19 protein-coding genes are annotated in these 21,362 nt (G+C 59.7%); all 19 read right to left on the bottom strand.

All coding sequences use genetic code 11. The features are described from left to right. Nucleotides 1-180 precede the first annotated feature (180 nt). The 19 genes from AB5405_RS04125 to AB5405_RS04035 all read right to left on the bottom strand — a co-directional run bounded on the left by AB5405_RS04125 (nt 181) and on the right by AB5405_RS04035 (nt 21,360). Nucleotides 181-1,209 (bottom strand): ABC transporter ATP-binding protein, encoded by a 1,029-nt coding sequence (locus AB5405_RS04125; RefSeq protein WP_368137694.1) that lies wholly within the window; start codon nt 1,207-1,209, stop codon nt 181-183. After that, entirely contained in the window at nt 1,209-2,300 is a 1,092-nt protein-coding gene (locus AB5405_RS04120; RefSeq protein ID WP_055310514.1) for an ABC transporter ATP-binding protein, read from the bottom strand. The genes AB5405_RS04125 and AB5405_RS04120 overlap by 1 nt, the downstream gene beginning before the upstream one ends. A 2-nt stretch (nt 2,301-2,302) precedes the next feature. Beyond that, complete coding sequence (locus tag AB5405_RS04115) at nt 2,303-3,238, bottom strand: ABC transporter permease (RefSeq protein WP_152067641.1); 936 nt, start codon at nt 3,236-3,238, stop codon at nt 2,303-2,305. A 14-nt stretch (nt 3,239-3,252) separates the two neighbouring features. Continuing rightward, nucleotides 3,253-4,290: an ABC transporter permease gene (locus AB5405_RS04110; RefSeq protein ID WP_368137693.1), complete on the bottom strand. Its 1,038-nt coding sequence runs from the start codon at nt 4,288-4,290 to the stop codon at nt 3,253-3,255. 156 nt (nt 4,291-4,446) lie between these two features. After that, nucleotides 4,447-6,123: a peptide ABC transporter substrate-binding protein gene (locus AB5405_RS04105; protein WP_229077154.1), complete on the bottom strand. Its 1,677-nt coding sequence runs from the start codon at nt 6,121-6,123 to the stop codon at nt 4,447-4,449. A gap of 293 nt (nt 6,124-6,416) precedes the next feature. Beyond that, nucleotides 6,417-6,671: a preprotein translocase subunit SecG gene (gene secG / locus AB5405_RS04100; RefSeq protein WP_006236144.1), complete on the bottom strand. Its 255-nt coding sequence runs from the start codon at nt 6,669-6,671 to the stop codon at nt 6,417-6,419. Nucleotides 6,672-6,835: 164 nt separating this feature from the next. Then, nucleotides 6,836-8,389: a 2,3-bisphosphoglycerate-independent phosphoglycerate mutase gene (gpmI, locus tag AB5405_RS04095; RefSeq protein WP_117877273.1), complete on the bottom strand. Its 1,554-nt coding sequence runs from the start codon at nt 8,387-8,389 to the stop codon at nt 6,836-6,838. Between the two features lie 5 nt (nt 8,390-8,394). Further along, nucleotides 8,395-9,162: a triose-phosphate isomerase gene (tpiA, locus tag AB5405_RS04090; protein WP_022094882.1), complete on the bottom strand. Its 768-nt coding sequence runs from the start codon at nt 9,160-9,162 to the stop codon at nt 8,395-8,397. Further along, entirely contained in the window at nt 9,155-10,345 is a 1,191-nt protein-coding gene (locus AB5405_RS04085; RefSeq protein WP_022094881.1) for a phosphoglycerate kinase, read from the bottom strand. The genes tpiA and AB5405_RS04085 overlap by 8 nt, the downstream gene beginning before the upstream one ends. 140 nt (nt 10,346-10,485) lie before the next feature. Further along, nucleotides 10,486-11,511 carry a type I glyceraldehyde-3-phosphate dehydrogenase gene (gene gap, locus AB5405_RS04080; RefSeq protein ID WP_006236151.1) on the bottom strand — a complete coding sequence of 342 codons (1,026 nt, stop codon included), beginning with the start codon at nt 11,509-11,511 and terminating at the stop codon, nt 10,486-10,488. Nucleotides 11,512-11,704: 193 nt separating this feature from the next. Next, the gene (whiA, locus tag AB5405_RS04075) at nt 11,705-12,634 is read right to left on the bottom strand and encodes a DNA-binding protein WhiA (RefSeq protein ID WP_368137692.1); all 930 of its coding nucleotides are present in this window, start codon (nt 12,632-12,634) and stop codon (nt 11,705-11,707) included. Nucleotides 12,635-12,640: 6 nt separating this feature from the next. Then, nucleotides 12,641-13,561 (bottom strand): RNase adapter RapZ, encoded by a 921-nt coding sequence (gene rapZ / locus AB5405_RS04070; protein WP_022094878.1) that lies wholly within the window; start codon nt 13,559-13,561, stop codon nt 12,641-12,643. Nucleotides 13,562-13,662: 101 nt separating this feature from the next. Next, entirely contained in the window at nt 13,663-14,349 is a 687-nt protein-coding gene (locus AB5405_RS04065) for an N-acetylmannosamine-6-phosphate 2-epimerase (protein WP_368137691.1), read from the bottom strand. 140 nt (nt 14,350-14,489) lie between these two features. Then, nucleotides 14,490-15,455, bottom strand: a complete 966-nt coding sequence (locus AB5405_RS04060; RefSeq protein ID WP_368137690.1) for an ROK family protein — start codon at nt 15,453-15,455, stop codon at nt 14,490-14,492. Nucleotides 15,456-15,625: 170 nt separating this feature from the next. Beyond that, a complete protein-coding gene (locus AB5405_RS04055) occupies nt 15,626-16,546 on the bottom strand; it encodes a dihydrodipicolinate synthase family protein (protein WP_035138887.1) in 921 nt (306 codons plus the stop codon). Between the two features lie 68 nt (nt 16,547-16,614). Continuing rightward, entirely contained in the window at nt 16,615-17,466 is an 852-nt protein-coding gene (locus AB5405_RS04050) for an acetylxylan esterase (protein ID WP_368137689.1), read from the bottom strand. After that, a complete protein-coding gene (locus AB5405_RS04045; RefSeq protein ID WP_368137688.1) occupies nt 17,459-18,436 on the bottom strand; it encodes an acetylxylan esterase in 978 nt (325 codons plus the stop codon). The genes AB5405_RS04050 and AB5405_RS04045 overlap by 8 nt, the downstream gene beginning before the upstream one ends. Before the next feature lie 80 nt (nt 18,437-18,516). Beyond that, complete coding sequence (locus tag AB5405_RS04040; protein WP_006236159.1) at nt 18,517-19,344, bottom strand: ABC transporter ATP-binding protein; 828 nt, start codon at nt 19,342-19,344, stop codon at nt 18,517-18,519. After that, nucleotides 19,345-21,360, bottom strand: coding sequence for a dipeptide/oligopeptide/nickel ABC transporter permease/ATP-binding protein (locus tag AB5405_RS04035; RefSeq protein ID WP_035138893.1), 2,016 nt, complete (start codon nt 21,358-21,360; stop codon nt 19,345-19,347). It lies immediately after the preceding gene. Between the last annotated feature and the right edge of the window lie 2 nt (nt 21,361-21,362).

Below are 21,362 nucleotides of genomic sequence, written 5' to 3'. Positions count from 1 at the left end.
TCGATTGGGACAGGCAGGCCTTCGAGGCCGAGCGCAAAATGGATTCTAAAAAACACCTTGCCAAATAGGAGCGTCAGGACGCAAGAAACCCCCGCCGCACGAAGTGCGCAGCGGGGGTTTCTTGCATGTCCGAGGACGTTCTGAAAAGTAACACCAGGGCGGGCCCGGACAAACAACCGACTACAGGTCGATGTGCGATTCCTTGATCGGGAACGGCTCCGCGAAGTGGCAGGCACAGCAGTGGCCCGGAGCGACTTCCTTAAACTCAGGCAGCTTCTCGGAGCAGATGCCCTGAGCGATCGGGCAGCGCGTGTGGAAACGGCAGCCGGTCGGCGGATCCAGCGGTGACGGCGGATCGCCGGCGAGGATGATGCGCTTACGGGTCTTCTGGATATCCGGATCGGGAACCGGCACGGCAGACAGCAGCGACTGCGTGTACGGATGGTGAGGCTCGCTATAGAGCGTCTTCCAGTCCGAAACCTCAACCATCTTACCCAGATACATAACGGCAACGCGATCGGAAATGTGCTGCACGACGGACAGGTCGTGAGCGATAAACAGATACGCGGTACCGAACTTGTCCTGGAGTTCCTTTAGCAGGTTCAGAACCTGGGCCTGAATGGACACATCCAAAGCGGAAACCGGCTCGTCGCAGATGATCAGCTTGGGCTTCAAAGCGAACGCGCGGGCGATGCCGACACGCTGACGCTGACCGCCGGAGAACTCATGAGGATAACGGTTGATGTGCTCGGGGTTCAGTCCGACAACGTCGAGAAGCTCGCGGACGCGGTCAATGCGCTCCTCCTTGGTGCCCACGCCGTGAATGGTCATGGGCTCGGAGACGATCTCACCGATGGTCATACGAGGGTTGAGCGAAGCATAAGGATCTTGGAAGATAAACTGCATCTCGCGACGCATGTCCTTGATCTCATGCTTGCTCATCTCGGCAACATCTTTACCCTGGAAGAACACCTTACCGGCGGTCGGCTTGGTCAGGCGCATGATAGTACGGCCCGTGGTGGACTTACCGCAACCAGACTCGCCAACCAGACCGAAGGTCTCGCCAGGATAAATCTCAAAAGAGATGTCATTTACAGCAGAGACGACACGCTTGGAGAAGCGCTTGGCGAACATGCCGGACTCAGCGGGGAACTCCTTAGAGAGGTGCTCGACCTTCAGCAGCGGAGTACGCTCGTTGGTATCTGCCATTACGCCTCGCCTCCCTTCTTGGAATCCTTGCGCGTACGGGACGTCACAGGAGCGTTCTTGAGGAACTCGGGGTCGCCAGCGTAGTGGCACGCAGAATAGTGACCAGACTCGGTAACAAAACGCTCGGGGCGCTGCTTGCGGCACTTATCCGTCGCATAGGGGCAACGAGGCGAGAACACGCAGCCCTCGGGCAGGTTCATGAGCGAAGGCGGGTTGCCGTGAATCGGCGTAAGCGGCTTCTTCTCATCGATGGCCTGCTCCGGGATGGAGCGGATAAGGCCCCAGGTGTAGGGGTGGCGGCTCTCGTAGAAGATTTCCTCAGCAGTACCGAACTCGACGGGACGGCCGGCGTACATAACCATAATCTTGTCGGCCATATCAGCGACAACGCCCAGGTCATGGGTGATCATGATGATGGCGTTGCCGTTCTTCTCCTGCATTTCCTGCATAAGCTCAATAATCTGAGCCTGAATGGTAACGTCCAGGGCAGTCGTGGGCTCGTCGGCAATCAAAATATCGGGATCGCAGGCAAGAGCCATGGCAATCATGACGCGCTGACGCATACCGCCAGAGAACTGGTGCGGATACTCATTGACGCGCTTCTCGGGCTCGGGAATACCAACGAGGTCCAAAAGCTCGGTGGCACGCTTGAGCGCCTCCTGCTTGGAGTAGCCGCGGTGCAGACGAAGACCCTCGCCCACCTGCTTGCCGATCTTATAGACCGGGTTCAAGGAGGTCATAGGATCCTGGAAGATCATCGCGATGTCGTTACCGCGAATGTGCTGCATCTCTTCCTCGGTCATCTCGAGGATAGAACGACCGCGATAGCGAACGTCGCCGCCCTCGATCTTTCCCGGAGGCATCGAGATAAGACCCATGATGGTCATGGCGGTCACGGACTTACCGGAGCCGGACTCACCGACGACGCCCAGGGTCTCGCCGCGATCGAGCGTGTAGGAGACACCGTCGACAGCGCGAACAACGCCATCCTCGGTGTGGAAATACATCTTAAGGTCATCGACCTCGAGCAGATGCTGGCCCTCGGGAACCGGCTGGTCCTTCAGGTCCACATAGTTCTTGTTCTTCTTCATCCTTATGCGTCCTTCATCTTGACGTCGAGGGCGTCGCGCAGACCGTCACCCAGCAGGGTGAAGGCGAGCACCGTCGAGAGAATTGCCAGACCGGGCATGATCATCATCCAGGGGGCAGTCAGAAGATACTGCTGACCGTCCTGAATCATGGAGCCCCACGAAGGCGTAGGCGGAATAACGCCCATGCCGAGGAAGGACAGAGCGGACTCGGTCAGAATGGCGCCACCAATGTTCATGGTCGCGTAGACCACGATGGAGGCGACGGAGTTCGGGAAGATGTGACGCACGACGATACGAGCATCAGATGCACCCATCGCGCGCGCAGCGTCAACATAATCGTTTTCCTTGACCGTCAAGATTGCAGAGCGGAAGACGCGCGCAATCGAAGGCCAGCCGAGAATGCCGATGGCAAAAAAGACGTTCTGAAGACCACGGCCGATAACGGCGATCATGGCGACAACGAAAAGCACGTACGGGAATGCCAGGAAGATATCCGCGCAGCGCATGATGATCGTATCCCAGATGCCGCCGTAGAAACCGGCTAGGGCACCCATGACCAGACCAATCACCGTGGAGATCGCAGTGGCCATAATACCGACGGAAAGCGAAACACGTGCACCGTAGATAACGCGGACGAGAATGTCACGACCAAGGGCGTCGGTGCCAAACGGGTGCTCTGCACACGGAGCCATCAGCGACGTCTGGGCCATGGTGGTTGAGTCGGAAGCCGTCGGCGAACCGAGCCAGGGCTTAGCCCACAGATCTGCGGTCAGGGCAACCACAACGACGATGATGATCCAGCAGACACCGATAACGGCGAGCTTGTTCTTACGAAGACGCTTAAAAGCGTCGCCCCACAGCGTGCGGGACTTGGCGGGAGCAGATGCGGCCTTGGTGGCGGTAGCCTGCTCCTGAGACTGAGAATCAGTTTCCTGCATGAGACGTACCTCCCTTAGGCCTTATCCGACGGACCGCCAAGGCGGATGCGCGGGTCGAGGAATGCATAGCTAATGTCGACGAGCAGGTTGATCACCATGACGACGACGACGATGAGCGTAACGCCGCCCATAACGATGGGCCAGTCACGCATGCTAATGGCGCGATAGACCTCATAGCCGATACCGGGCCAGTTGAAGACCGTCTCGGTCAGGATGGCGCCCGAAAGCATGCCGCCAAAGTCGACACCAATATAGGTAACGACGGGGATGAGTGCATTCTTAAGCGCATGCTTGATGATGATCGCGCGATTGGAGAGACCCTTGGCTTTTGCCGTACGAATGTAATCCTGGTTCATGACGTCAAGCAGCTGCGAGCGCATAATGCGGGCAGCATAAGCGGTCGAAACCGAAGCCAGCGTAATGGTCGGAAGCACATAGTGCATCCAATCCTGATACTGAGAGCTGGCACCGCCGGCACCCGAGATCGGCATGGAGAATGCACCGCCCGTGGCGTCCTTGAGAATGACGCCAAAGAACAGTTGCAGCAACATACCGAGCCAGAAGGCCGGGACGGCAACGAGGATCGACGTGGTGAGCGTTACCAAAATATCCCAGAAGGAATAACGCTTTACCGCCGAAATGATACCCGCACCGATACCCATGATTGCCTCGAGCACGATGGCGCACGCGGCAAGTTTGACCGTATACGGATACTTCTGGGCAAAGATTTCCGCAACCGGCAGCTTGCGCTGATACGAATTGCCCAGATCGCCATGAAGCAGGCCGTTCATGTAATACAAGTAACGGTCCACGAGCGACGTTTGAACGGGGTCGCCGTTCTCGTCAAGGATCGCGTTGCCGTCCTCGTCCGACTGGACCAGGTGATAGCGGACGCGAAGCTGAAGCTCCACCTCGGGGGACAGAGCCTTGTCTCCACCGATCAGCTTGATCGGATCTCCCGGCACGATATTCTGGAGGGCGAACAAAATCAGCGTAACGCCCAAAAACACCGGGATGAACTGAAGCACACGTTTAACGATGTACTTACCCATACCACTCCCCTATCTAGGGATTAACCTAAATGGGATGCCGATCGCCAGACCGGCATCCCAAAATTACCATCAGCCAGTTTACCCCAGGTTAGGGAGAACTGTATGTTTCCCATGAGGTCTACGTAAATACTTGACCCTCACGGAAGCTGCAAACTCTTAGGCGAGCTCAGCGGTACCCAGATCGGCGTGCTTCTGCGGATCGACATAGAGGTGCTTGATGCGATCGGAGCCGGCGATGGTGTGCGTGTAGAACATCACCGGGATGACCGGGCAGTCGGCAGCGACCATTGCATCGGCCTCCTGCATCTTAGCGACGCGCTCTTCGTCGTCAACCGTGGTACGGGCCTCGTCGACCTTGGCGTCGAACTCGGGGTTGTTGTAACCAGAGCGGTTGTCGCCACCGAGGGAGTCGGAGTGGAACAGCGGATACAGGAAGTTGTCCATGATCGGGTAGTCGGCAATCCAGCCCAGACGACCGAACTGATAGTTAAAGTTCTGATACTGCTCGAGCAGGGCAGACCACTCGGGGGTATCGGAGACAGCGGTAACGCCAACCTTGGCGAGGTCGCCGATGATGGACTCCATGATCTCCTTGTGGCCACCGTCCTGGTTGTAGGACAGAGTCACGTTAATGCCACGATCGCCGTTAGCACCAGCGGGAGCAACCTTGTCGAGGTACTCGTTAGCCTTGTCGACGTCGTAAGCGCAGAACTCCCATGCGCCCTCCTTGTAGCCATCGATGCCCGGAGGAACAATGCCGTCGGCAGGGGTACGGGTGCCCTTGAAGATGGTCTTGCAGATGGCCTCACGGTTGATGGCCAGGGAGATACCCCTGCGCAGGTCGGCGTTGTTGAACGGCTCGGCCGTGTTGTTGCAGGTCAGGTAGTAGGTGGAAGGCTCGGCGCCGAGCAGCATGCGCTCGCCGTCACCCATGGTGTAGCCGTCCTTGGACACGCCGCGATCCTTCTTGGCAGCGTCGATCTGAGCAACGGGAACGTCGCAGACATCGAGGTTACCGGCCTGGAACTCCTTGTAAGCGGTCTCCATGTCCTTGATGACCTGGAAGTGGATGCCATCGATCTTGGCCTTGTCGCCATAGTAATCGTCGAACTTCTTGAGGTTGATCTCCTGACCATCCTCCCACTTGCCGTCCATCATGAACGGGCCGTTACCGACCGGTGCAAGGTAGAAGCTCTTGACATCGGACTCGGCGCACTCGGGAACCGGGGCCAGAGCCGGGTGAGAGGCGACGAAGGGGAAGTCGGCGTAAGCGGAAGACAGCTTGACGACGAGGGTCTCATCGTCGGGGCAGGTAACACCGCTGAGCTCAGTAGCGTTACCGGCAAGCAGGTCGTCATAGCCCTCGACCATGGAAAGGTGATAGGAGACCTCGGAAGGGCCGTACTCGGTAGCGATGGCCGACTTGGTGTTGACCAGACGCTCCCAACCGAGCTTGAAGGACTTGGAGGTAACGTCGTCACCGTTGTGGAACTTGGCCTTCTTGATCTTGAAGGTAAACTCGGTGGCGTCGTCGTTGGCCTCAAAGGACTCGCAAGCCAGCGGAACGATCTCGCCCTTCTCGGCGTCATAAGAGGTCAGAGCGTCAAAGAGCTGGTACTCGACCTGAGTGCCCTGGTCCTCCTGGACATTGTAGGGGTCGATGCAGACCGGGTTGTTGATGTAGAAGTTCAGCGTCGAACCGGACTCAGAACCGGAAGCGTCGCCGCCCTTCTTGCCGCATGCGGCAAGAAAAGCCATGGAGCTCGCAGCGAGGGTGCCGCCAACAAAGGCGCGACGACCCATAACGGGCTGGTGGAACATAGAATCAGCCATGCCATCCTCCTTATGAGATAGGACAAAGAAATGTTCAGTCGGACATATGTCGAGACAATCCGATCCGAACCATCAAAACGCCGCCCGCTGCTATGGCTGGTTATGCACAACGGACCAACGTTTCGCAATACAGTAGCGCATTTTATGCACGATTTGGGGCTAATTCCGGTTAACGGTCGAGAATTTCTTTAGTTGGGCGAAGTATGTGGGGATATTTTGACTCTGTTACAAATATGTAAACAAAAAGGGTCCCGCACCTGCGAGACCCATTGAAATCGTATATACGCCGATGCTTAGTAGCCGACGATACCCTGCGGGAAGAAGAACATGCACAGGACGACGCACACGGCAAAAACAACGGCCATAATTACCGTCAAGCGATCGAGGTTCTGCTCCATGACGCCCGTGGCAGAGCTGGAGTTGTACAACGAGCTAGCGATCATATCCGAAACGCCGGTGCCCTTACCGGAATGCATCAGGACGAGAATCGTCAGCGCCACGGCAGAGACAGCCCAAACGACAAACAGAAGAATCTGGAACGGACCCATAGATAAGCTCCTTAATAGAACAGTTCAAACTCCAGTACTGTACCACAATCCCCCGCTCTCCCCTACCTGCCACTCAAGGACGGGGTGGAAATGGCAGAAATACCAAAAAGGGGGTTGTCCGGTTGTGGACAACCCCCTTACTAGAAAACGGTATTTGTTTTCTCTTAGGCCTCGGTGGCGAGCACGCGGCCCGTCATCTCGGCGGAAGGCTCAATACCAGCCATGGTGAGCATGGTCGGAGCGATATCGGAAAGACGGCCGTCCTCGATACCGGTGAGCTTGGCCTTCTCATCAACGATGATGAACGGCACGCGGTTGGTGGTGTGAGCCGTAAACGGATGCTTGGAACCGTCGGAAGCAACGTCAAACATGTGATCGGCGTTGCCGTGGTCGGCGGTAATCAGCGCAAAGCCGCCCTTGGCGAGAATCGCCGGGACAACCTTGGACAGGGCATCGTCAACAGCCTCGACGGCCTTAACGGCGGCGTCGAAGACACCGGTGTGACCAACCATGTCGCAGTTCGCGAAGTTCACGATGTAGAAATCAGCGCGATCCTCGTTGATGGCGGCGACAAGCTTCTCGGTAACCTCGGGAGCGCTCATCTCGGGCTGCAGATCGTAGGTAGCGACCTTGGGGGAAGCGACGAGCACGCGCTCCTCGCCCTCCTTGGGCTCCTCGATGCCGCCGTTGAGGAAGAACGTCACGTGGGCGTACTTCTCGGTCTCGGCGGTGTGCAGCTGCTTCAGGCCATTGGCGGCGATAACGTCGGCCAGGACGTTCTCGGGGAACGTCTTGGGGAAGGCGACCTCGACGTCAAACGTCGGATCGTACTCGGTCATCGTCACAAAGTGAGAAAGCTTGATCTGCTCGCGCTCAAAGCCGTCGAACTCCTTGTCCGTGAACACGCGGGTCATCTGACGAGCGCGGTCGGGACGGAAGTTGAAAAAGATAGCCGCGTCGCCCTCGTGGATGCCCTCGTTGTGGGCAGCGAAGGGCTCGACGAACTCGTCGCCGCGCGGATCCTTCTCGTAGTAGGCCTTGATACCGGCAACGGGGTCGGTATCAGCATCGGACGCGTTGACCATGACGTCGTAGGCGCGCTGGATGCGCTCCCAACGATTATCGCGGTCCATGGCCCAATAACGGCCCGAGACAGTGGCAACGCGAGCGTCGCAACCGGTCTCCTCGGAGATCTTAGCCAGGAAGGCGCAGAACTCACTCATGTAACCGGCACCGGACTGCGGGTCAACGTCGCGACCATCCATGAAGGCGTGGACGCGAACAGTCTTGACACCGTGCTCGGCAGCCATCTTGACCAGAGCCTCGACGTGGTTCATGTGAGAATGAACACCGCCCGGGCTCATAAGGCCCATGAGGTGGAGAGTCTTACCGTCAGCCTTGACGTCGTCCATAGCCTTGACAAAAACCTCGTTCTTGGCGATGGAGCCGTCCTTGATGGCGTTGTTGATGCGCGAAAGCTCCTGGAACACGATGCGTCCGGCACCGATGTTGAGGTGACCCACCTCGGAGTTACCCATCTGGCCATCGGGAAGACCCACGTCCTCGCCCGAAGCGCCGAGCGTGGTGTGGGGGTACTTCTCGTACAGGCTATCAAGGAAGGGCGTCTTGGCAGCGGCGACGGCGTTCTCGCCATCGGCCGGAGCAAGGCCGCAACCATCCATGATGATCAGGAGTGCAGGAAGATGACGCTGTGCCATATGTCCTACTCGCCTGCCTTGACGACCATAGAGGCGAAGTCGGCAGCCTTGAGCGAAGCGCCGCCCACGAGGGCGCCGTCAACGTCGGGCTTGGCGACGAGCTCGGCGATGTTGCCGGGCTTGGCGGAACCGCCGTAGAGAACGCGGATGCCGTTGGCGAGCTCCTCGCCGAACATCTCCTTGAGGGTCTCACGGATAGCGCCGCAGACCTCCTGAGCGTCCTCGGCGGTAGCGGTCTTGCCGGTGCCGATGGCCCAGATGGGCTCGTAGGCGACGACGACCTGCTTGGGGCAGGTGATCTCAAGGCCAGCAAGGCCAGCCTTGACCTGGTTCACGACGTGCTCGACATAGGTGCCAGCCTCGCGGACCTCAAGGGACTCGCCGCAGCAGAAGACGGGAACAAGACCGGCGGCAACGAGAGCCTTAGCCTTCTTGTTCTGGTCCTCGTCGGTCTCGTGGAAGTAGTCGCGACGCTCGGAGTGACCGATGATGCAGTAGGTGCAGCCAGCGGACTTGAGCATGTCGCAAGAAGACTCACCGGTGAAGGCACCCTTGGCCTCCCAGTACACGTTCTGTGCACCGAGGGCGATGGGGGCAGCCTGAATGCGGTCATGAACCGTGGTGATGTCGATGGTCGGAGGGCAGACGAGCACCTCGACGCCAGCCGGAACCTCGGGCAGAGCCTGAGCCAGCTCGTCGGCGAGCTTGGCGGCCTCGGCGACGTCGTTGTTCATCTTCCAGTTACCAGCGATAAGAAGGGTGCGATTAGGCATCGAGAAGCGCCTCCACTCCGGGCAGGGCCTTACCCTCGACGAGCTCCATGGAAGCGCCACCACCGGTGGAGATCCAGCTCATCTTGTCGGCCAGGTTGAACTTGTTGACAGCTGCGACAGAGTCACCACCGCCGATGATCGAGGTGCAGTCAGCCTCGGCGACAGCCTCGGCGATAGCCTGGGTGCCGTGAGCGAAGTTATCGAATTCGAAGACGCCCATGGGGCCATTCCAGAACACGGTCTTGGCACCCTTGACGGCCTCGGCGTAAAGCTCCTCGGTCTTGGGGCCGATGTCCATACCCTCACGATCGTCGGGGATAGCGTCGGAAGCGACAACCTCGGGGACAGCGTCCTCGCCAAAGTGATCGGCAACGCGGTTGTCGATGGGGAGCAGGATCTTGACGCCCTTCTCCTCGGCCTTCTTGAGCATCTCGCCGGCGCGCTCGACCCAGTCCTCTTCCTTGAGGGACTGGCCAACGGACAGGCCCTGAGCCAGGAAGAAGGTGTAGGCCATGCCGCCACCGATAATCAGGGTGTCAGCGGAGTCGATGAGGTGATCGAGAACGCCGATCTTGGAGGAAACCTTGGAACCGCCGACGATAGCGACGAAGGGGCGCTCGGGCTCGGCGAAAATGCCGGTCAGCGTGTCGACCTCCTTCTCGAGCAGGAAGCCAGCGACGGCAGGCAGGTAAGCGGCGGGGCCCACGACGGAACCCTGGGCGCGGTGAGCGGTGCCGAAGGCATCGAGAACGAAGACGTCACCATAGGAAGCGAGCTTCTTAGCGATCTCGGGGTCGTTCTTCTTCTCACGCTTATCGAAGCGGACGTTCTCGAGAACGAGAACCTTGCCCGGCTCGACGGCAGCGACGGCCTCGGCAGCCTTCTCGCCGTAAGTGTCTGCGACAAAGGCAACGTCGAGACCAGAGAGCTCGGCGAGCTTCTTGGCGACGGGCTCGAGGGACAGCTCGGGCTGGAAGCCGGTGCCATCGGGACGGCCGAGGTGGCTCATGAGGATGACGCGAGCGTTGTGCTCAACGAGATAGTTGATGGTGGGCAGGGCAGCCTTGATACGGGTGGTGTCGCCAACGACTCCATCCTTGATAGGCACGTTGAAGTCAACGCGGACGAGAACGCGCTTGCCGTCGACATCGATGTCGCGGACGGTCTTCTTGGTAAAGGCCATGTTTGCTTCTACCTTTCGTACGTGTCTGCCTTCCATTACGGCAGACGATTTCTTATAAAAAGGACGCGACCCTAGGGTGTAAGCCCTATAAGGCCGCGCCCTTCTTTAGACGCTCAACGAGCTATTCGCTAAAAGCTAAATTAAGCAACGAACTTCTCGAAGTACTTGATGGTGCGGACCATCTGAGAGGTGTAGGAGTTCTCGTTGTCGTACCAAGAGGTGACCTGAACGAGGGTCTGGCCGTTGCCGAGGTCAGAGCACATGGTCTGCGTGGCGTCGAAGATGGAGCCGTGGGTCTCGCCGACGATGTCGCGGGAGACGATCTGGTCCTCGTTGTAGGCGAAGGTATCGGGGATGGTCTCGGCGTAGGCCTTCATGGCAGCGTTGACCTCGTCGACGGTGACCTTCTTGTCAACGACGGCGTAGAGGTTGGTCAGCGAGCCGGTCGGCGTCGGGACGCGCTGGGCGGCACCGATGAGCTTGCCGTTGAGCTCGGGGAGAACCAGGCCGATGGCCTTGGCAGCGCCCGTGGTGTTCGGGACGATGTTCTCGGAGCAGGCGCGAGAGCGACGGAAGTTGCCCTTGCGCTGCGGGCCGTCGAGCGGCATCTGGTCGCCGGTGAAGGCGTGGATGGTGGTCATGATGCCGGACACGATGGGAGCGAAGTCGTTGAGACCCTTGGCCATCGGGGCAAGGCAGTTGGTGGTGCAGGAAGCAGCGGAGATGATGTTGTCCTCAGCGGTCAGCGTCTCATGGTTGACGTTGTACACGATGGTGGGCAGATCGCTGCCGGCCGGAGCGGAGATGACGACCTTCTTGGCGCCAGCGTTGATGTGGGCCTGAGCCTTAGCCTTGCTGGTGTAGAAGCCGGTGCACTCGAGAACGACGTCGACGTCGAGGTCGCCCCAAGGCAGGTTGTTGGCGTCGGCCTCCTTGTAGATCTTGATCTCCTTGCCGTCAACGGTGATGGAATCCTCGCCAGCAACGACCTCGTGATCGCGAGCGTAGTTGCCCTGCGTGGAGTCGTACTTCAGCAGGTAAGCGAGCATATCGGGAGAGGTGAGGTCGTTGATAGCGACGATCTCGGAGCCCTCATGACCGAACATCTGACGGAAAGCCAGACGACCGATGCGACCGAAGCCGTTAATAGCAACCTTTACTGCCATTGTGTCTCCTTTCGTAAGGCCCCCGCGAGCTACAGCGCCCGCCGTTGAGGCCCACAAACTAACCACTCGCCTAATATACCTTTTTTTTGACTTGAATTTCACGAGAATGCTCGAAATTGAAAATCAAATTTACGTTAAAACGTTTTAAAGAGTAAAACAGCAGTTCAATCCCTATATAAGCAGTTTCGCTCAACTACCTGTTTGCTTCAATGAGCTTTTCAAGCCTCAAAACTCGATGGTAGAGGGCCGACTTCGACAAGGGAGGGTCAGCCATCTCCCCCAGATCGCGCAGTGACAGATCAGGATAGCGCTCGCGCAGGTCGCAAAAGACCGCCAAGGCGTCCGGAAGCGTGTCGCGCAAACCCCGCTGTTCGAGCTCATCGATCAACGCAAGCTGATGCTGGGCGGCACCCGCACTTCTGGTCTGATTGGCCAGCTCGGCATTCACGCGACGGTTTACGTCGTTCTTAACCAATTTGACCGCGCGCGCTTCCTCGATCTCGGCAACGCTGCGCTTGGCGCCGACCAGCTTTAGAAGCTGCTCGATCTCCTCGGCGCTCTTAATGTAGACGGCAAAGGATCCGCGCCGCGCGTTAACGCGCGCATGGACCCCAATCTGCTCCAATAGATCGCAAAGCCCCCGGGCATACTGCTCGCCCTGCACCGCAATCTCCAAATGAAAATCGCCGCGTGGATCGGCCACGAAACCGCCGGCGATGAGCGCGCCGCGGATGTAGGCAAGCCTGCAGCAGGGACGGGCAACGATGTGCCGGGGAACACCAGCGACGAGCCCTCCCCTGCGGTCGAGAATGCCCAGCAGCACCAGAGCCTTGTCCAGGTCGGGCTGAACGGGCAGGGTAATGAGATAGTTACGGACCTTATGCAAGACCGATTTACGAACGGTGAATTCCGTTTTGAGCTTAAGGATGCGATGCGTCAGTGTGATCATCGTGCGCGCGACGGCACCCGTCTCGGTCGCGACCGTCAAACGATACCGCCCGGAGCCGGCCAGCGAAAGTGTACCGCTCACACGCGTCAGGGCGGCAAGCGTCGACAAATCGCAGTATTCACATTCGGGTTCGCAGCGCGCGAGCTCGTCACGCACCTCGGCGGTAAACGACATGCAGACCTATGCTTTCGTGTTGGCGCGCGACAGGTCGCGATGGGAAATGCTCACGTGATATTGGGCGCCTTCCAAATAACGTGCCGTGGCCTCGGCGATGGCAACGCTGCGGTGTTGACCGCCCGTGCAGCCGATGGCAATAGAAAGCTGTGGCTTGCCCTCCGCGATATAGCCGGGCATGACCGTATCGAGCAGCTGCGTCCAAGCCTTCCAGAACTCCTGGGTCTTGGGATGGTCCAAAACAAAGTCAGAGACTTTCTTATCGAGACCGGTCATGGTGCGCATCTCGGGATCGTAGAACGGATTGGGCAGGAAGCGAACGTCGATCATAATGTCCGCCTCGACGGGCATGCCGTGCTTAAAGCCAAACGAGAACACGTGAACGTCCATGAGCTGCTGGTCGGACAGCTCGGAGAACGCCATGCGCAATTTATTGCGCAGAGCAGAAGTGCGCAAGCGGCTCGTATCGATAATCATATCGGCTCGATCGCGCACACCCTGCAGCTGCAGGCGCTCGCGCTGAATCGCATCGGCCGTAGTCTCCCCCGGCTTGGCAATGGGGTGGCGGCGGCGGTTTTCGCTATAACGACGGATCAGCACCTCGTCAGAGGCCTCGAGAAACACGATGTCACAGCTCATCTCCCGCTCCTCGAGTGCGGCAACGGCATCGAGCAGCTCATCGAACAAGCCCTGGCTGCGCAGGTCACAGGTGACGGCAAGATGCCTGCCCACGCCCGTATTGATGCCGACGAGTTCGGCAAGCTGGGCGATCAGACGCGGAGGCAAGTTGTCGATGCAAAAATAGCCCATGTCCTCGAACACATGCATGGCCTGCGTTCGGCCCGATCCGGACATTCCGGTGATGATGACGATATCGGGGATGCGCTCCGAGCGCTCCGCCGCATCCATGGCATCTCCCTTTTGCATGTGCTGCCTCCCGAAAACAAGCGCGGGACCCAGCAACCCGGATCCCGCGCGGTCAATTGCCTATATTGAGTATACCGCCCCGAGCGGATACGAGGTCTGTCTTACGCCTCAAGCGCAGCCTTGAACCAACTTGTAATACTCGTGGGGTGCGTGATGGCGGTGCCGACGACAACGGCCCAGGCGCCAGCATCGATCGCGGCGCGAGCCTCCTCGGGCGTATGCACGCGACCCTCACAAATGATGGGAAGGCCGGGGAATTCCTCAGTCGCCTGACGCAGGAGCGGCAGGTCGGGGCCATCGGCCATGGTGCAGTCGATGGCGGCGACGCCGTGAGAAAGCGTGGTGGATACCAGGTCAAAGCCCATATCAACAGCACGGCGAATATCCTCGATGGTGGCACAATCCGCCATCAGGAGCACACCCTCCTCGTGCAGCGGGCGGAAGGTATCCTCGACCGTCTTGCCATCGGGGCGCGGACGATCGGTGGCGTCGATCGCCACGATATCGGCACCGGCAGCAACGCAGGCGCGAGCGTGACGCAGCGTCGGCGTGATGTAAACGCCCTCGTGCCCATCCTTCCACAGGCCGATGACGGGAACCTCACAGCGACCCTTAATGGCGGCAATGTCGGCAAGGCCCTGGCAGCGAATGGCGGCGGCGCCGCCGAGCTCGCAAGCGCGAGACATTTGCGCCATGGTCTCGGGCGTACGAAGCGGCTCGCCCATATACGCCTGAACGCTCACGATGAGCTTGCCCTTCAGGGACTGGATCAAAGGATCAACGGTCATGTTCGACTCAACCTTTCTCAAAACAGCCTTCTGAGACACCGCACCTTGACGTTCAAACCGTCGCTCGCGTACCGAAGTACGCTTCGCTCCTCTTTCACGTCAATCTGCGGCACCTCAGAAGGCGCACTTGGTAGTGATGTTTACTTCACCGACGCAAGAAGGTGTTCGGCGGCACCGATAAGCGGCGCGTCGCCCTCCAGAGAACCGATGAGGATCGGTGTGTTCTGAAGCGGATCGAGCGCCTGGCTGGCATAGCCCTCGTGCACCGAATCCTTCCACGTCTGCGAACGCCAATCGGAACCTTGGTGAATCACGCCGCCCGAAAGCACGATGACCTCAGGGTCCAGGATGTTAGCGAGCGAGCCCAAGCTGGCACCCAGCGCAAAGCCGGCGTCATGGATGACCTCGGTCGCCTTTGCGTCGCCCGCACGGCACAGGTCGTTCACATCGCGACCGACCGAAGGACGGCTGGGGTCGACGCGGCCAAAACGCTCATCGTACATTCGACCAATGGAAGTGCCCGAAGCAACCGACTCCAGATGGCCGGAACGCCCGCAGGCGCAGGGAATGCCGGCGGCAGCCGAGCACTCGATGTGGCCCATATGGCCGGCAGCACCATGGAAGCCCTGCATCACGCGGCCGTTCTCGACATATGCGCCGCCGATGCCCGTACCGATGCCAAGACACAAGACGGAGAACTTGCCCTTGCCGACGCCCCAGTGGGCCTCGCCCAGAGCATGAGCCTGCACGTCGCCTACGACGGCAACGGGAAGACCGAGGTCCTCGCGCAGACGCGGCCCCAACTGAACGCCGGACCAGCCGGGCATGATCTCGTTGGCATACGCGATGGCGCCCGTCTTGGGATCGACGACGCCAGCGGCACCGATACCGACGCCAAGGACCTCGACATCGGGATTCGCCTCGAGAGCAGCCTTGATGGACGCCTCGATACGCTGGAAGACGGCCTCGCCGCCCTCCTGGGCCTCGGTAGGAACCTCGGCCTCAAAAACGGGATGGGGCACGCTGCCGTCAGCCGGGTACTCCATGATGGCAGTCGCGATCTTAGTTCCGCCGATATCGACAGAGCAGACGTACTTGTTCTCCATGTCGCTCTCCTTAGGAGATAAAAACAACTACAGGAAATGAAGGCGGTGTTATCGCCGCAACTCAGTAAAGGTTTCCCAGGTGCCCGAGGTTGGGGTGAAAGTGGTCGGGCGTTGACCTAATGGGTCACGCCCGACCACTTGAGCCCCAAGATCGGGTGCCTGGGGAAGCTTTACAGGAGACCGTTGTCCTGGAGGACCTTCTTAATCGCCTCGACGTTCTCGCCGGTCATGGCCTTCACCGGGCGCGGCATGGTCGGGCTGTCGAAGATACCCATGAGGTTCATAGCGGTCTTGAAGGCGCCGACGCCACCGGCATAGCCCTGGACGCCCGAGGTGACATCCCAGATGTGCGAAATCTCGTTGAGGCGATCCTGCTCGGCCTTGACGGTAGCCCAGTCACCAGCCTGAGCGGCCTTCCACTGACGCACGTAGCCCTCGGGCTCAACGTTGGCGAGACCCGGGACGGAACCGTCGGCGCCACCGAGGTAGGCGCCGTCGACAACAACCTCGTGACCGGTGAGAATGCTCATCGGATGGCCGTTCTTCTCGTTCTCCTGGACGAGGTAGCGGAACGAAATGTCATCACCCGAGGAATCCTTGACGCCGGCCAGAACGCCCTCGGCGCCGAGCTTGGCAAGGAGCTTCCAGGGGAGCTTGGTGTGGACGCACACGGGGATGTCGTAGGCGAAGATGGGCAGGTCGAGTTCCTCATGCAGGATGCGGAAGTGCTCCTCGACCTCGGTCATGCCCTGCAGGGCATAGAACGGGCAGGTGGCGACAAGCGCATCGGCGCCCAGCTCCTGAGCGACCTTGCCGTGCTCGATCATGCGCTCGGTCTCGGTGTCGATGATGCCGACCAGAACAGGCACGCGGTGATCGACGATACGGACGGCCTCGGCGATGATCTGACGACGGCGCTCGTCGGTGGAGAAGACGACCTCGCCCGAGGAGCCCAGGAAGAACAGGCCATCGACGCCGGCATCGATCATGCGGTTGATGCTGCGCTCAAAGGAGGCAACGTCGAGCTGGTGGTCTTCGGTATCGGGAACAACGACGGGAGGGATAACGCCGGTGAATTTCTGAGTTGCCACAAGAATCTCCTTAGTTGTCTGGCGGGCGACCCTATGCCACCCACTCTTGTTGGCAGTGTCCAGGCCGTCTAGGCCAAAGAACACGGGTAGAACGTTTGGTTAAAGAAGTCGACGACTTCGTTTTCGAACGCATTGATGCGCTCGTGAGCGTATTTGGCATAGATGATATGCCTCCGGTCACACTCAAGACCGTTGAACACGGCAAACTGGCCCTTGGGATCGCTCACGGCATCCATAAGCGATGTGCCCATGAGCACCGATCCGCGCACCCGAGACGACAGAGCCTCGAGACCACCGGGAATTGGATTGGCAACCGCCGTGCAGGCAAGGCCCCGCTCGTCCAGAGCAGAAACCGCCAGCGCGACTCCGCCGCCAAGGCCCTCGCCCCATGCAAAGATGCGGTCGGGGTCCATGCCATCAAGATTGCGCGCGACCTTCGCCAACGCGCAGCCCCAACGGACGCGCTCGACAAAAGCGGGCGAAGAAATCCCCCGCCGCAGGTCGTCCGCACCAGCAACATCGTCATCCAGCGCGAGGACGGCATACCCCATGGCGGCAAATCTCGTCATGTGATGCCAGCCGCGCACAGGCCGATCGATGTCGTGGAACATCAGGCACAGCGGCACGCGCTCAGATACTCGGGCACGACCGACAGGCTCGATCAAACGAGCGTGAATCGCATCGTCACCGAGCTCAAAGGAAACCTCCGAGTAACGGGCGCAGGGGTTAACAAAATCAATCGCCGTAATGGCCAGGCCTTGAATCTCAAGATTCGAAGCGCATGTCTCTAAATCAGAAACATCTGCTTGGACATCACCGCGCCAGTCCCGATATTCTGCGAGCCTTGACGAAACCGTTCCAGGAATTCCCACGAGTCCGGGGACAATCAGCTCGTCAACATTGCTCTCGCACTTAGACATGAGCCTCCCCTCCCTTGCAGAAAAACGGAATGATCAGATCGTCAAAATCCTGAATCTCCTCGTGGCCAAAGCCTTCAAAGAACTCATGACGCTTTTCGCAGGTCAGGTTGTTATAGACCGCAAACTGCGTCGCTGGCGGACAGACGATATCGGCTGTGCCGGTGCCAAACAGCACGGGGCATTTGACCATAGGGGCAAAGTTCTTGGAATCGAAGTACGCCAGCTTGGCATAGGCTTCGTCAATACGAGTCGAGTCCTCGTCAAACCAGCGAGACCAATAGCGCAGGCCCTCGTAGGCAATGTCGTCGGCATCCAAATCCCAGACTAGGCGGAAATCTGACAGGAAGGGATAGAGGATGGCGGCACGATTGATAAGCTCGCTGTTAAGCGCGCAGGTCGCAATGCCCAAACCGCCGCCCTGCGACGCGCCGTTCACAAACACACGCGCAAGATCGATGCCCTCGAGCTCGCGAACGATGCGGCACAGGATGCGAATATCTTGATGCATGCGGACATAGTAGAGGTTGGCCGGGTCGCCGTCGATGCCGGCGACGATATGACCGGCAACCGTTGTACCCTCAAATCCACCAATGTCCTCGGAGGGACCTCCTTGGCCGGGGCAGTCGAGGGCGATGAGTGCCATGCCCATGCCCGCAAACGACGCCTGCTCAAACCAGCTGCGGCTTGCACCCGGATACCCATGGAACTGAAGTACCAATGGCACGGGCTCGTCCGAGACAGGTTTAAGGTACTTGGCATGCAGGCGCGCGCCACACATGCCGGTATACCAGAGGTCGAAAAGCTGGCAGGTCGCGGCATCGGCGACCGATACCGTCTCGATCGCATAGTCAAGCCCGACGGCGTCGGCCTCGGCCATGCGATCCTTCCAAAAGAGATCGAAATCTGATGGACGGGGCATGGCGCCTCGATATCCACCAAATTGATGTTGTAGCTCCTGAGCACTTGGCATGGCTCGTGAACCCAACCTTTCGAATTCGCAACGGAGGTGCGCCCGGCAAGGGAACCGGGCGCACGGGAGGGAAAGCGAGGCTACTCGCCGAGCTTGGGATGCAGCAGCGACGGCGCAGCGCCGAGCAGCATCTTGGTGTAGGGGTCCTGGGGGTGCTGGAAGACCTGCTTGGCCTCGCCCTGCTCGACGATCTTGCCGCCATTCATAACGATGATGTCGTCAGAGATATAGCGGACCGTCTGGATGTCATGGCTGATGAACACCATGGCCAGGCCGAGCTCCTTCTTAAGGTCGGTCAGCAGGTTCAGAATCTGCGCGCGGACCGAAACGTCCAGAGCCGAGGTGGGCTCGTCGGCGATGATGGCATCGGGGTTCAGCGACAGGGCACGGGCAATTGCGACGCGCTGACGCTGGCCGCCCGAAAGCTGACCGGGAAGAACCTCGGCGGCGGAGCTGGGCAGACCGGTGAGCTCCAGGAGCTCCTTGACGCGCTTCTCCTGCTCGGCCTCGGTACCCAGGTTGTGGACGCGCATGGGGTCGAGCAGCTGCTCGCGAACGACCATGCGGGGGTTGAGCGCCGTGGCCGGGTTCTGGAACACGACCGAGATGACGCGACCCATGTGGCGACGGTCCTCGGCGGTACGTTTGGTAACGTCCTTGCCCTTAAAGTAGACCTTGCCGCTCGTGGGGGCCTGCAGGCCGCACATGACGTTGGCGGTGGTGGACTTACCGCAACCGGACTCGCCGACGATGCCGATCGTCTGACCGGGCATGAGCTTAATCGTTACACCCTGGACGGCGTGAACCAGGTTGGGGTGCAGAATCGAGCCGGTACGGGTCCTAAAGGTGACGTGGACGTCATCAAGGAAGATGATCGGCTCGACGCCGTTGACTGCGGTCTCGCTCATCTACATCACCTCCGCGTGAGGGGTCAAACCATTTGCCTTGAGCACCTCGTCGGGGAGCTCGGAATAGAAGTGCTCGGTGCCGGGCACGCGCTTGAAGACCGGACGGGTGTCCAGGCCAATACGCGGATGGCTCGAGCGGGGCGCGAAGCGATCGCCCTTGGGGAAATCGCGCGGACTCGGAACGGCGCCGGGCACCTGGTGCAGGCGGCCCGAACCGCTCTCGATGGACAGAACGGAACCCAGAAGACCGCGGGTGTACTCGTGGATCGGGTTAGTGAGCAGCTCCTTGGTGGGCGCCTGCTCGATAACCTGGCCGGCGTACATAACCGTGATGTTGTGGGCGACCTCGGCGACCAGCGCCAGGTCGTGCGAAACGAAGATCATGGCAAAGCCGAGCTTGGCCTGAAGATCGTTGAGCAGCTTGATGACCTGCTTCTGGACGGTAACGTCCAGAGCGGTCGTGGGTTCGTCGCAGATGACCAGCTTGGGGTCGCGGGTAAGGGCCATAGCGATCAGGACACGCTGACGCTGGCCGCCGGAAAGCTCGTGCGGATAGCTCTCGAGCGTGCGCTTGGGATCGAGGCCGACGAGCTCCAGGAGCTCCTCGGCGCTGCGGGTTCCGCCGCGCTTGGTGAGCTGCTTCATCTGGGCAGAGATGAGCATGGAGGGGTTGAGCGAGGACAGGGCGTCCTGATAGACCATAGCGATATCGGTACCGCGCAGGCCGAACCACTCCTTCTTGCTCATCTTGAGCAGGTCACGGCCCTCCCAGAGGACCTCGCCGGAAAGGTGCTCGTCATCGTCGGTCAGGCCCATGATGGCCAGCGTGGTGATGGACTTACCGCAACCGGACTCGCCCACCAGGCCCATGGTCTGACCAGGACGGACGTCAAAGTTGACATGGTCGACGACGTTGATATCACCGTGATGCTCAAACTGGATGCAGAAGTCACGGACCGAGAGAATCGGTTCAACAGACTCGTCGGGCACATGGCGATCGTCACGCTTGAGCTCGACATCGCGCAGGGCGCCAAGGCGAGCGGAGAGGGACTGGGCCTGCTCCTTGTAGGCTCGAACGGGGTCGGAGACCAGCAGGTCGGCCTCGCGACGCTTGGAGGAATCGGTGGGATCCAGGGCGGCGGAGGGAGCAGCGGCCATGGCGTCGGTAATGCCCTCGGAGAGGATGTTGAGCGCCAGGCAGGTGATCATGATGGCCAGGCCCGGGAACAGTGCCTGCCACCAACGGCCGGCGAGCACGCCGCCGCGGGCGTCGGCGAGGATGTTGCCCCAGGTAGCGGTGGGCTCCTGGATACCAGCGCCGATGAAGGTCAGCGAGGCCTCGAAGATGATGGCGTCGGCGACCAGGGTAACGGTGAAGACCATGATCGGGGCGATGCAGTTACGCAGAACATGCTTGATCAAAATCCACGGAGCCTTGGCGCCGGAAACGATGACCGCGCGGACATAGTCCTCGCCGTACTCGGACACGATGTTGGCGCGCACGATACGGGCAATCTGCGGAGTGTACATAAAGCCGATGGCGAAGATGATCGACGGCACGGAGTTGCCCAGGATGGAGACAAAGACGGCCGCGAGGGCGATGCCCGGGATGGACATGATGATGTCCAGGATACGCATGATCGTCTCGGAGACGGCCTTGCGCGAAACCGCTGCAAGGGCGCCCACGACCGAGCCGCAGACCAGAGCCATGGCGGTGGCGCCAAAGCCGATAATCAGCGAGTAACGACCACCGTAGAGCATACGCGACAGAATGTCGCGACCCTTATCGTCGGTACCGAAGATAAATCCGTTGCCGGGAGCCTGGCGAGCCGTAAAGATCTCGACCGGGCTATAGGGGGCAAGAAGGGGCGCCAGAATCGCAGTCAGGGCGACCAGCACCAGCACGACGGCGGCAATCTTAGAAGACAACGTCATCTTCTTCCAGCCACCGAGCTTGAGCCCCTTGGAGGCAGCCTTCTCGAGCTGCTCGGTTTGCTTCTCTCGAATCTTTACCATAA

It is taken from the genome of Collinsella aerofaciens, assembly GCF_040920445.1.
Taxonomy (GTDB): Bacteria; Actinomycetota; Coriobacteriia; order Coriobacteriales; family Coriobacteriaceae; genus Collinsella; species Collinsella aerofaciens_BH.
Note: the sequence above shows the minus strand (reverse complement) of the source record. Positions and strands in the feature narration are given on the sequence as shown.

Excerpts from the sequence above, each read along its gene's own strand:
- AB5405_RS04125 (WP_368137694.1), bottom strand. The coding sequence starts at position 1,209 with ATGGCAGATACCAACGAGCGTACTCCGCTGCTGAAGGTCGAGCACCTC.
- AB5405_RS04120 (WP_055310514.1), bottom strand. The coding sequence starts at position 2,300 with ATGAAGAAGAACAAGAACTATGTGGACCTGAAGGACCAGCCGGTTCCC.
- AB5405_RS04115 (WP_152067641.1), bottom strand. The coding sequence starts at position 3,238 with ATGCAGGAAACTGATTCTCAGTCTCAGGAGCAGGCTACCGCCACCAAG.
- AB5405_RS04110 (WP_368137693.1), bottom strand. The coding sequence starts at position 4,290 with ATGGGTAAGTACATCGTTAAACGTGTGCTTCAGTTCATCCCGGTGTTT.
- AB5405_RS04105 (WP_229077154.1), bottom strand. The coding sequence starts at position 6,123 with ATGGCTGATTCTATGTTCCACCAGCCCGTTATGGGTCGTCGCGCCTTT.
- secG (WP_006236144.1), bottom strand. The coding sequence starts at position 6,671 with ATGGGTCCGTTCCAGATTCTTCTGTTTGTCGTTTGGGCTGTCTCTGCC.
- gpmI (WP_117877273.1), bottom strand. The coding sequence starts at position 8,389 with ATGGCACAGCGTCATCTTCCTGCACTCCTGATCATCATGGATGGTTGC.
- tpiA (WP_022094882.1), bottom strand. The coding sequence starts at position 9,162 with ATGCCTAATCGCACCCTTCTTATCGCTGGTAACTGGAAGATGAACAAC.
- AB5405_RS04085 (WP_022094881.1), bottom strand. The coding sequence starts at position 10,345 with ATGGCCTTTACCAAGAAGACCGTCCGCGACATCGATGTCGACGGCAAG.
- gap (WP_006236151.1), bottom strand. The coding sequence starts at position 11,511 with ATGGCAGTAAAGGTTGCTATTAACGGCTTCGGTCGCATCGGTCGTCTG.
- whiA (WP_368137692.1), bottom strand. The coding sequence starts at position 12,634 with ATGTCGTTTACCGCCGAGGTGCGTGACGAGCTCGCGCGCTGCGAACCC.
- rapZ (WP_022094878.1), bottom strand. The coding sequence starts at position 13,561 with ATGCAAAAGGGAGATGCCATGGATGCGGCGGAGCGCTCGGAGCGCATC.
- AB5405_RS04065 (WP_368137691.1), bottom strand. The coding sequence starts at position 14,349 with ATGACCGTTGATCCTTTGATCCAGTCCCTGAAGGGCAAGCTCATCGTG.
- AB5405_RS04060 (WP_368137690.1), bottom strand. The coding sequence starts at position 15,455 with ATGGAGAACAAGTACGTCTGCTCTGTCGATATCGGCGGAACTAAGATC.
- AB5405_RS04050 (WP_368137689.1), bottom strand. The coding sequence starts at position 17,466 with ATGTCTAAGTGCGAGAGCAATGTTGACGAGCTGATTGTCCCCGGACTC.
- AB5405_RS04045 (WP_368137688.1), bottom strand. The coding sequence starts at position 18,436 with ATGCCAAGTGCTCAGGAGCTACAACATCAATTTGGTGGATATCGAGGC.
- AB5405_RS04040 (WP_006236159.1), bottom strand. The coding sequence starts at position 19,344 with ATGAGCGAGACCGCAGTCAACGGCGTCGAGCCGATCATCTTCCTTGAT.
- AB5405_RS04035 (WP_035138893.1), bottom strand. The coding sequence starts at position 21,360 with ATGGTAAAGATTCGAGAGAAGCAAACCGAGCAGCTCGAGAAGGCTGCC.